Source organism: Caproiciproducens sp. MSJ-32 (assembly GCF_018918055.1).
Taxonomy (GTDB): Bacteria; Bacillota; Clostridia; order Clostridiales; family Clostridiaceae; genus Clostridium.
Genome location: NZ_JAHLPS010000014.1, coordinates 66,028 through 76,740 on the forward strand (window position 1 = coordinate 66,028; position 10,713 = coordinate 76,740).

Sequence of the window (10,713 nt, forward strand, 5' to 3'; positions counted from 1 at the left end):
TTTTAAGGATAAAAAATGTGGAGAACTTTTAAATAAAGGAGGTGCATTAATGAATAAGCCATTAGAATTACTAGAAAAATATTTTGGTTACAGATCTTTTAGAGAAGGACAGTATGAAGTAATTTCTAATATTTTAAGAGGACGTGATGCCTTTTGTATTATGCCCACTGGCGGTGGAAAATCAGTATGCTATCAAATTCCTGCCTTAATTTTAAATGGAATAACTTTGGTTATTTCTCCTTTAATATCTTTAATGAAGGATCAGGTAGATTCCATAAGAGATATGGGAATAAGCGCAGAGTTTATAAATAGTACCCAGAATTTAGCTGAAATAAAGGAAATATTAAAAAGATGTTACAATGGAGAAGTTAAGATTTTATATATTGCACCTGAAAGATTAGAGAGTGAATATTTTAATAAAATGCTAAGAAAGCTTTGGATAAGTCAAATTGCTATTGATGAGGCTCACTGCGTTTCTATGTGGGGACATGATTTTAGAAAAAGTTATAGGGCAATAGCTCCCTTTATAAAAAGTTTAAATATAAGGCCAATAGTTACAGCCTTTACAGCAACAGCAACTGAAGAAGTAAGAAAGGACATATATAATCTTTTGGAATTAATTAATCCATATACATACATAGGAAGTTTTGATAGAGAGAATTTAGAAATTGCCATTCATAAAGAAGATGATAAGCTTGAGTTTGTAAAAGATATAATAAGAGAGAAAGAAGAAGAAGCAGGGATAATTTATTGTGTTACTAGAAAGGAAGTAGATGAATTATATAATTATTTGAAAGAAAGAAATTATTCTGTTGCTAAATATCATGGAGGCTTGAAGGATGAAGAAAAGAACTACTATCAAGAGGAATTTCTAAATGATAATAAAAATGTTATGATTGCAACTAATGCTTTTGGAATGGGAATAGATAAATCAAATGTAAGATTTATAGTTCATTTTACTATGCCTAAGAATATAGAAAGCTATTACCAGGAAATAGGAAGAGGAGGCAGGGATGGTGAAAAGACAGAATGCCATCTTTTATATAATAGAAGCGATATAAGAACCTTGGAATATTTAATATATACAACTGTAGGTAATGAAAGAAAAGAAATTGAAATAAAAAAGCTTCAAAGTATGATTGATTTTTGTGAGAGTGACAAATGTTTAAGGCATTTCATTTTGAATTACTTTGGAGAGGAAAAGGCTAGAGATTATTGCAATAGCTGTAGCAATTGTCTAAAAAATGAGGAGTTAAGGGATTATACGATAGAAGCCCAAATGATATTATCCTGCGTCTATAGAAGCAAAGAGCAGTATGGAATATCTGTTTTAGTTGATATATTAAGAGGCTTTACTGGTCCTAAAATAATTCAAAATAATTTAAATAAGCTTTCTACTTATGGAATAATGAGAGATTATAGCAGCAAGTTTATAAGAGATTTAATAAAGACCTTATTAGAACTAGGATATGTAAACTTAAAAGAGGGTACTTATTCTATGCTTAAATTAAATAATAAATCAATAAGAGTTTTAAAATCTCAGGAAAAAGTAATATGCAAACTAAGTAATGATGTAGAAGAAAAAATAGAAAATAGGGAGTTGTTCAATAAATTAAGAGTGTGGAGGAAAGAAAAGGCAAATTCTTTAAGGATAAAACCATACATAATATTTTCAGATTCTACTCTAATAGAACTAGCTAATAGGCTTCCAAGAAATAAGGAAGAATTATTAAATATTCGAGGTATGGGAGCAAAAAAATTAGAGAGTTATGGAGAAGAACTTTTAAAAATTATTAATAGTTAATTTTTGGAAGTTTAATAGTGATTATAATTAAATTATCAAAAAGTAAGAATTTTACAGATTGAAAATTCTGTAAAATTCTTATTTTTACCAAAAATTTAATAATTTACAAAAAATGAAAAATATCATATCGAAAATGTAGAAAATTATTCAAATTTATTATATAATATGTAATATAAAAATTATGGTAAAGGGTATATAAAATGATAGAAAAATTATTATGTAAGTTCGTAGAAAATATAGGAGAATATAATAATTTTACTAAAGATCAAATTGAGCAGTCTATATATTCTTTAAAGGTTATAACATATGAAATAATAAAAATGTTATTGATACTAATAATATTTTCTATATTAGGATACTTTAAAGAAAGTTTACTTATAATTTTTATTATGTCAATTACAAAACCATTTATTGGTGGATATCATGAAGATACTCAAGTAAAGTGTTTTATTGCTACTTTTATAGTTGTAGCATTTATAATAGTTTTATATAAAAATAATTATTTAAATTTAATAAGCTCTATTATTTTAAATATAATAAGCATATTTTCTATATATAATCAGGCACCTATAATAAATTCAAAAATGCCTATTACAAGGGAAGAGCTTATTAATAAAAACAGAAAGATTGGTATTACAAATTCTTTAATCTTAGTCGTATTATCAATTATTATGTTTAAAGTTACTTGGCTTTCTCAAATAATAGTTTGGACAATTTTTGTACAAGCTATTTTAATGTTTAATAAATACAAGAATATCAAGGATGTGATTTAAATGAAAAAATCATTAGGCGCTTTCCTATTATTCTTAGGCTCAGTTCTAGTTAACGTAGCACCGGCTTCTCTAGGTGGGATAGGTGTAGAAGAAATGCCAGATTCAATTAAGAAAACAAGATAGGAGCAGTTGGAATATGTATACGGGATTATTTGATGTTTTTAACACAATTTTACAATACATCATGATTTTTGCAACTATAAATTATTGTATTGGAGAAAAATACAAAATAAATAAAATAAAAGTTGCTATGTGGGCAATAATTTCAGCATTAGTAACTATATTAATTACTTCTATAATGGGAAACTATAGTTTATCAATAATACTAATGCATATTGTAGGATTAGCTTTAGTGATTATACCTTATAATAAGGACAAATTAACTGCCACTATTGCGTTTAGTATAGTTTATGTTATTATTTTAATATTGGCAGTTTCAGGAATAACTATGTGGACATTTTTTACAGATGCTGTTAGTGTTCCTAGGGAATATGAATTTATAGTAATGATAACATTTATGTATCTACCTTCATTTATAGTTTCATATTTGTATTTAACAAATATGACAGCTGTTCATAAGGTATATTTAATGTTTAAATCAAGAGTTTCAGGAACAATTACTTTAATAATGGGAACATTAGTCCTTGATTTTCTTATGGCCTTTTCCCTAATAACTAATGATAAAGATAATCCCGTTTTCAAGGAAATCATATTTATTTTCTTAGGAATATTGATTGTTGCTGCTACTTGGTATTTTGCGAATATTGATAAAAAAGCAAGGGAAATACATAGGTTAAATATTGAATTAGAAAACAAAATTAATGAGCTGAAAAAGATTAAACATGATTATGGTTCTCAAATTTCTTATCTGTATGGAGCATATCTAATGAAGAATTATGAAAAATTAGGAGAACTATTTAAAAGTGTTATAGAAGGTAATAATATTTCAACACAAGTTAAGGTTTTAAGCAGAGAGGATTCGCTTTTAGCTCAAATAGTTAATTCAATTGACTTGATGGATGTAGATGTTTTAATAGATGAAAGAGCGGAGTTAGAACACATAAAGGTAAATGAGTTAGATATGCATAGAATTATATCTAATATAGTAAAAAACTCTATTGAAGCACTAAAGGGAAAAGGTCTATTAATGATAAAAAGTTTTTATGACTATAATAGTATAGTAATTAGCATACAAAATAATGGACCTGAAATTAATAAGAATATTATTGGGAAAATCTTTGAGCAAGGATTTTCTACTAAAGAAAATAAAAATAAAGAGAATGGGTTCGGTTTGTACATAGTAAAGGAATTAGTTAATAAATATAAGGGCGATATAAATGTAAAAAGTACTAAAGAATTAACAGAATTTACAATAAAGTTTCCTTTACATATTAATTAGGATTTTAAGATTATCAGTACATATGGGAGTTTGGAGTTAGGAGTTAGAAGTTAGGAGTTAGGAGTTAGGAGTGTGGAGTTGGGAGTTTGTGATATTGTTACAGATTAATTCTTCCTCATTTTATATAATAACTGACGATAAAGAAAAATTAATAATCGGAGGAGATATATAAATGGGGAAGTTATTAAAATTCTGGAAAAGGTATTCTTATGTTGTACTATTTGCTTTTATTATTTTAAGCTTATTTGACTTGAGGTTTGCATTAGCAGCAATTGGCTGTATGTTAGGGCCTGTTGTTCTTTCTATCTTTAAGGGAAGATTTTGGTGCGGAAATATATGTCCAAGGGGAAGTTTTTACGATAATTTATTATCTAAAATTAGTAATAATAAAAAGGCTCCTAAGTTTTTAAAATCTAATTTTTTTAGAATTTTAGTAGTAATACTTATGATGTCTATTTTTGCAGTAGGTATTTCTAAAAATTGGGGTAATTTATATGGCATAGGACTAGTATTTTATAGAATGATAGTTATTACAAGCATAATAGGAATAGTGCTGTCTTTCTTTTATAATAGTCGAACTTGGTGTAATTTTTGTCCTATGGGAACCATAGCCTCTTTTATTTCAAGAATTAGAAAAGGTAAAAGGCTGTTAAAGGTATCAACAAGCTGTGTAAGCTGTAAAATATGTGAAAAGCAATGTTATTTTGGAATAGCAGCTTATGAGTATAAGGGAAATTTATTAAGCCATCCAGATTGTATTCAATGTGGGAAGTGCCTTTCAGCTTGCCCTAAAAAATCAATTAGTTATTAATAATTTTATAATAGTGAAATAAAAATACAATTGATATAGAAAAAGGGCTATCACAATAAGACCTCAAGGTCTTGTGATAGCCCTTTTAAAATTAAACTCAATTGTTAATTGTCCCCTGCAATATAGCCTTTGGTCTATATTACATGCCAGTCTTCCACTAGTTTTTCTTTTATAATTGAAAAATCTATATCTCTAAGTGTATCTTTAGAAAGTCTTAATGTTCTTAGTTTGGAGTAGAATTCTGATGCAAATATATCTAATGTCTTATCAATATTTTGAACAGAAAGATCAAAAATATCTAATGGAGTATAGAAAGTATCAGTATCTCTAAAGCTATTTAGTACACTTTCTGCCTTATATGAGGCATCTAAGGCAGCAGAATTTAGATCATTAATCAGCTCTCTATGGAATTTTGCAGGATAGGATAGTTTTAAAACTATTCTGTATTTATTATTTCTCGCTTTCTTACAAGGAACTCTTGCTGTTATTTCTTCACCATCAACTTCTCCTAAGTAATCAATTGTATAATCATCTTTTATTTCAGGTAAAGTAATAGAAGTTAAAACTCTAATATAAGTATTTTTTTCACCATTTTGGCTATATTCCTTTTTAAATTCAAATTTATCTTCTATGGAATTTCTATTATCGCTGCAATTTGTACAAGTGCTGCTATCTCTATAGCATATGAAGGAATCTATTTGCCTTAAATCAACTCCCCAGAAGCCCCATCTTCCACGGAACCATCTTAAACCAGAAACAGTTCTTCTGTCTACATTTAAAATATATGCCCAATAGCTTCTTCCTCTTCTTTCCCAAATATAAGTAAATTTAAATAAACAGAAACTAATTGATCCAGGACTAACTGCTAAAGTAGTAGGGCCTCCTGCAGGACCAGAACTTGCAGATAAGCTTTGAACTCCAGGATCGTTCTTTTTAGGTGTTATATTAGGTGGTGGACCTATGTTTAAGCCTGTACTTGGAGAAGTTCCACCCTGGGAAGGACCAGAGCCAGGACCACTGCCAGGGAAGCCTGGGAAAATTGGAAGGCCAGGAATATTACCAAATGGCGGCTGTTGTTGTCTTACATCAAAATCATCTGTTCTATAAGGTGAAAAATTATCAAAATTACTGAAATACATAAAAAACCCCTATTATCTTATTTCATATATATTATAAGTATTTCACTTTAGAAATGTTACTTTTTACTTTACTTACTATTTTTCTTTCCGTAAATATCTTCGTAAAACTCTTGTTCATAATTTATATTCTTAACTATTTCTTTAGATTTTTCTTCCCTGCACTTCTTATATAATTACAGACACTTTTTCAATGATTAAAAATATATTAATGTAATAAATCTCACAACAATAGGAATATATTTTATTAAAGGGGGGGAGTAAATGAACTTTGAAGAATTTATCAAAAGCGATAGAGAAAGTAGAAATAAGGAAAAATTTGAAGGAACATTTTTAGATTATTTAGAAAAAGTAAAGGAGAACCCTGATATAGCAAAACTTTCACATAAAAGAATCTATGATTTGATTATAAGTAAAGGTGTTGAAATACTAAGGCCGGAGGAAAATTCAAGAATCAGAAGAATACATGGTAATGAAATAATAAAGAAATATGGTTTTTTTAAAGATGATTTTTTTGGAATAGATAAAGTTTTAATGAAGATAGTAAATTATTTATATTCAGCTTCTATGAAGGGAGAAGAAGCTAGGCAGGTATTATATTTAGTTGGACCAGTTGGAGCTGGAAAGTCCTCTATAGTTGAAGCATTAAAAAAAGCCTTAGTTGAATCTGAGCCTATGTATGCTCTTAAGGGATGTCCTATGCATGAAGAACCACTGCATTTAGTACCAAGACATTTAAGATCTAAATTTGAGGAAATTTTAGGAGTAGAAATTGAAGGAGATCTATGTCCAATTTGCCGATATAGACTGTTAAATGAATATAATGGAGAATATGAGAGATTTCCAGTTGAAACTAAGGAGTTTTCTATAAGATCGAGAAGAGGAATTGGCGTTGTTCCTCCAGTAGATCCAAATAATCAAGATACTTCAATTTTAACAGGCTCAATAGACATATCTAAAATGGACTTATATCCAGAAGATGATCCAAGAATTTTCTCCTTAAATGGGGCTTTTAATGTAGGAAATAGAGGCTTAGTTGAATTTATAGAAGTATTTAAGAATGATGTAGAATATCTTCATACTATAATTACTGCTACTCAAGAAAAATCAATACCTTCTCCAGGTAAAGGGGCTATGCTTTACTTTGATGGACTTATAATAGCTCACTCTAATGAAGCAGAATGGAATAAGTTTAAATCAGATCATACCAATGAAGCTATATTAGATAGAATTGTAAAAATTGAAGTTCCTTACTGCTTAGAACTTGATGAAGAAGTCAAGATTTATAAAAAGATATTAAATAAGAGTAAATTTAAAGCTCATATAGCTCCTCACACTATGGAAGTTGCAGCTATGTTTGCTATACTATCTAGAATTTCTCCTTCAAATAAAGTGGATCCAATTAAGAAGCTTAGAATATATAATGGTGAGGAAATAGTTGAAAAAGGAACAACAAAGAGAATTGATATTAATGAGTTAAGAGAAGAAGCTGGCAGCTATGAAGGAATGAAGGGAATAAGCACAAGATTTATAATAAAAGCTATTGATAATGCAATTACAACTTCAGAATATAACTGCCTAAATCCTCTTAATATGTTAGAAAGTCTTACAAAATCAGTTAAAGAAATGGATACATCTGTTGAAGAGAAAAAGAAATATCTAGAGTTAATTCAAGATACTATACGTAAGGAATATAATAAAATCTTAGAAAAAGAAATTTTAAAGGCCTTTATTCACTCTTATAAAGAACAAGCAGATAGTTTGTTTAATAATTATATAGATAATGCAGAAGCCTATATTAATAAGAGTAAAGTAAAAGATCCTACTACTGGTGAAGAATTAAATCCTGATGAAGATTTTATGAGAAGTATAGAAGAGCAAATAGGAATTTCTGAAAACTCTGCAAAGGGCTTTAGGGCAGATGTTACATCCTATATGTTTTATCTTATTAGAAATGGGGAAAAGATTGAATACACTTCCTATGAGCCTTTAAAAGAAGCAGTAGAAAAGAAATTATTGTCTTCTGTTAAGGATCTTTCGAGGATAATAACAAAGGCTAGAGTAAGAAGTAAAGAGCAAAATGGTAAATATCATGCTATGCTTCAAGAAATGCAGAATAAAGGATATTGTCCGCATTGCTGCGAAATAATCTTGAAATATGCTGCAAACAACCTTTGGAAGGATTGATAGTATGGCGATTTTTAGAGATAGTTTAGATAATAATATTCAGCATGATAGATCTATTGCTGATAGAAGGCGCCATAGACAGCTTGTTGAAAAATCAATTAAAGAAAATTTAAGTGAAATTTTATCTGAAGAAAGTATAATTGCTGAAAGTAAGAATAAAAAATTTAAGATTCCTATTAGGGGAATTAAAGAATATCAATTTATTTATGGAAAAAACAATAAGGGAGTAGCTATTGGTTCTGGAGAGGAAAAGAAGGGGGATAAACTTTCTGATACTAAGCAAAGTGGTAATAAAAAGGGAAGCAGCAGTGCTGGTACAGCTAAGGGAGATGACATATATGAAACTGAAATTACTTTAGAAGAGCTTATGGAATATATTACAGAAGATTTAGAACTCCCTAACCTTGATAAAAAAAAGTACTCAGATATATTAACAGAAAGTACAGGTAAGAAAAGAGGATATCAAAGATATGGAATAAGACCAAGGCTTGCTAAGAAAAAAACTGTAATATCTAAGATTGCTAGAAAGCAAGGGAAAAAAAGAGCCTTGAAAGAAGCAGGATTAGAGGTTGAAATTGAGAGATTTCCTTTTAAAGAAGAAGACCTTAGATATTATAAAGTTAAGAAAAAGCCAAGGAAAGATAGTAATGCTGTAATGATCTTTATTATGGATGTTTCAGGTTCTATGGATAGTAGCAAAAAATATTTAGCAAGATCCTTATTCTACATCTTATCTAGATTTATAAGAAAAAAATATAATAATGTTGCTTTTGAATTTATATCTCATACTACCATAGCAAAGGTAGTAAATGAATACGAGTTTTTCCATAAGTCTGAATCTGGTGGAACTTATATTTCAAGTGGTTTAAATGCTGCTTTAGACTTAATAGGGGAGAAGTATCCAAAGGAAAAATGGAATATTTATACTATCTATGGAAGTGATGGAGATAACTGGAGTGAAGATAATGAAAGAGCTATTAAGGCCCTAAAGGAACTTTGTAAAATAAGCAATATGTTTGGATATGCTGAGCTTTTACCTTCAACCTATTCTACTACCATGTATTATAGATTTACTAATGAAATTAAAGATAAAAATTTTATTCCAATATTGATAAAGGAAAAAAGGGATTTGTGGGAAGGCATAAAAATTATGTTATCTAAAGAATTAAAGGAGGAGTAGAGATGGACTATAATATTCATGAATTAATAAAATGGAATGAATTTATTGAAAATAAGGCAATAGAATTTGGTCTAGATTTCTACCCTCAAGAGTTTGAAATAATTGATTATAATGAAATGCTTGGTTATGAAGCCTATATTGGTATGCCTTCAAAATATCCTCATTGGAGTTATGGAAAGGCTTATGATAAAAATAAAACCCTTTATTCTTTAAATTTAACGGGACTTCCTTATGAAATGGTTATTAATTCAAACCCATGCTTAGCATATCTTATGAGAGAAAATACCCTGCTTATGCAGATATTGACTATGGCTCATGTTTATGGGCACAATGACTTTTTTAAAAACAATAGATTATTTGTAGAAGGAACAAAGGCAAAAGAAGTAATTTCAATGTTTAAGTTGGATGCAGATATTATAAGAAGTTATATAGATGATCCTGACATAGGATATGAAAAAGTTGAAAGAGTTATAGATGCTGCTCATTCTATAAGATATCAAATTCCAAGAGTAGCTGGACTTAAAGAAGAAGATTCAGCAGAAGATCTAATTGGATTTTTAATTAAGCATAGTGAATTAGAGGAATGGGAAAAAAATATATTAAGAATAGTAAAAAGAGAAACGGAATATTTTATTCCTCAAATAGAAACTAAGGTTATGAATGAAGGATGGGCAAGCTATTGGCATTACAATATTTTAAAAGAGCTTGACTTAGATACAGAATTATATTTGGAATTTATAAGGCGCCATAATGATGTTGTTGCACCAACAACAGGCTCTTTAAACCCTTATTATATAGGCTTCAAAATTTTTGAAGATATAGAAAGAAGATATGGAAGGGAAAAAATATTTGAAGTTAGAAAATTAGAGCGAGATAGTTCCTTTTATAGAAGATATTTAACCCAGGAATTATGTCAAGAATTGAATTTGTTTAAATATGGGAAAAAGAACTTTGAATATGTAGTGGAAGAAGTAGCTGATGAAAATGGCTGGCAGGCTATTAGAGATGAACTTTCAAATACCTGCGGAGTGGCAGCTATTCCATTAATAAAAATAGTAGAATATAATAAAGGAAGTTATGAATTAAAATTGGAACATGTTTTTGATGGAAGAGAACTGGAGCTTTCCTATGCTAAAGAAACTATGAAATATATCCAAGGACTTTTCGAAGGGAAAATAAGTCTTATAACGAAAACTAAAGAAAATAGAGAAGTTGAAATTATATGTGATGAAAATAAAAATATAGTTATTAATTAACTTGAGGCTGCTATAAAAAGAAGATTGAAAACAATCTTCTTTTTTTATGTGCGCCCGGCATGGGCGTAATCTTGTCGGTGAAAGTCCGATACGGGGGTTGATAGTGCCAACCGTTAGCCTAAGACAAGGGTGTCCACCGCGAGGTGGAATCTGAAGGAAGTCGGCGG

9 protein-coding genes are annotated in these 10,713 nt (G+C 29.2%); 8 read left to right on the plus strand and 1 reads right to left on the minus strand.

Features of this window, described 5'->3' with window-relative positions:
* Window positions 1-49 precede the first annotated feature (49 nt).
* The 5 genes from recQ (at window position 50) to KQI16_RS01900 (ending at window position 4,787) form a co-directional block, all read left to right on the plus strand.
* Window positions 50-1,804 carry a DNA helicase RecQ gene (recQ, locus tag KQI16_RS01885; RefSeq protein ID WP_216431765.1) on the plus strand — a complete coding sequence of 585 codons (1,755 nt, stop codon included), beginning with the start codon at window positions 50-52 and terminating at the stop codon, window positions 1,802-1,804.
* A 200-nt stretch (window positions 1,805-2,004) separates the two neighbouring features.
* Complete coding sequence (locus KQI16_RS01890; RefSeq protein WP_216431766.1) at window positions 2,005-2,577, plus strand: accessory gene regulator B family protein; 573 nt, start codon at window positions 2,005-2,007, stop codon at window positions 2,575-2,577.
* Window positions 2,578-2,700, plus strand: a complete 123-nt coding sequence (locus KQI16_RS12835; protein WP_286172833.1) for a hypothetical protein — start codon at window positions 2,578-2,580, stop codon at window positions 2,698-2,700.
* A gap of 13 nt (window positions 2,701-2,713) precedes the next feature.
* On the plus strand, window positions 2,714-3,976 hold the full coding sequence (locus KQI16_RS01895; RefSeq protein WP_216431767.1) for a sensor histidine kinase: 1,263 nt from the start codon (window positions 2,714-2,716) through the stop codon (window positions 3,974-3,976).
* Between the two features lie 172 nt (window positions 3,977-4,148).
* Complete coding sequence (locus KQI16_RS01900) at window positions 4,149-4,787, plus strand: 4Fe-4S binding protein (RefSeq protein WP_119865563.1); 639 nt, start codon at window positions 4,149-4,151, stop codon at window positions 4,785-4,787.
* 134 nt (window positions 4,788-4,921) lie between these two features.
* Here KQI16_RS01900 and KQI16_RS01905 read toward each other — a convergent pair whose 3' ends face one another.
* Window positions 4,922-5,926, minus strand: a complete 1,005-nt coding sequence (locus KQI16_RS01905; RefSeq protein ID WP_216431768.1) for a hypothetical protein — start codon at window positions 5,924-5,926, stop codon at window positions 4,922-4,924.
* Window positions 5,927-6,187: 261 nt separating this feature from the next.
* Here KQI16_RS01905 and KQI16_RS01910 point away from each other — a divergent pair, with 261 nt between their 5' ends.
* The 3 genes from KQI16_RS01910 to KQI16_RS01920 are packed head-to-tail and all read left to right on the plus strand — an operon-like array spanning window position 6,188 to window position 10,546.
* Window positions 6,188-8,110, plus strand: a complete 1,923-nt coding sequence (locus tag KQI16_RS01910) for a PrkA family serine protein kinase (protein ID WP_216431769.1) — start codon at window positions 6,188-6,190, stop codon at window positions 8,108-8,110.
* A 4-nt stretch (window positions 8,111-8,114) separates the two neighbouring features.
* Window positions 8,115-9,290 (plus strand): sporulation protein YhbH, encoded by a 1,176-nt coding sequence (gene yhbH / locus KQI16_RS01915; protein WP_216431771.1) that lies wholly within the window; start codon window positions 8,115-8,117, stop codon window positions 9,288-9,290.
* A gap of 2 nt (window positions 9,291-9,292) precedes the next feature.
* Complete coding sequence (locus tag KQI16_RS01920) at window positions 9,293-10,546, plus strand: SpoVR family protein (RefSeq protein ID WP_216431773.1); 1,254 nt, start codon at window positions 9,293-9,295, stop codon at window positions 10,544-10,546.
* The last annotated feature ends 167 nt before the right edge of the window (window positions 10,547-10,713 follow it).

Coding starts and splice junctions, on each gene's coding strand:
- recQ (WP_216431765.1), top strand. CDS start 50: ATGAATAAGCCATTAGAATTACTAGAAAAATATTTTGGTTACAGATCT.
- KQI16_RS01890 (WP_216431766.1), top strand. CDS start 2,005: ATGATAGAAAAATTATTATGTAAGTTCGTAGAAAATATAGGAGAATAT.
- KQI16_RS12835 (WP_286172833.1), top strand. CDS start 2,578: ATGAAAAAATCATTAGGCGCTTTCCTATTATTCTTAGGCTCAGTTCTA.
- KQI16_RS01895 (WP_216431767.1), top strand. CDS start 2,714: ATGTATACGGGATTATTTGATGTTTTTAACACAATTTTACAATACATC.
- KQI16_RS01900 (WP_119865563.1), top strand. CDS start 4,149: ATGGGGAAGTTATTAAAATTCTGGAAAAGGTATTCTTATGTTGTACTA.
- KQI16_RS01905 (WP_216431768.1), bottom strand. CDS start 5,926: ATGTATTTCAGTAATTTTGATAATTTTTCACCTTATAGAACAGATGAT.
- KQI16_RS01910 (WP_216431769.1), top strand. CDS start 6,188: ATGAACTTTGAAGAATTTATCAAAAGCGATAGAGAAAGTAGAAATAAG.
- yhbH (WP_216431771.1), top strand. CDS start 8,115: ATGGCGATTTTTAGAGATAGTTTAGATAATAATATTCAGCATGATAGA.
- KQI16_RS01920 (WP_216431773.1), top strand. CDS start 9,293: ATGGACTATAATATTCATGAATTAATAAAATGGAATGAATTTATTGAA.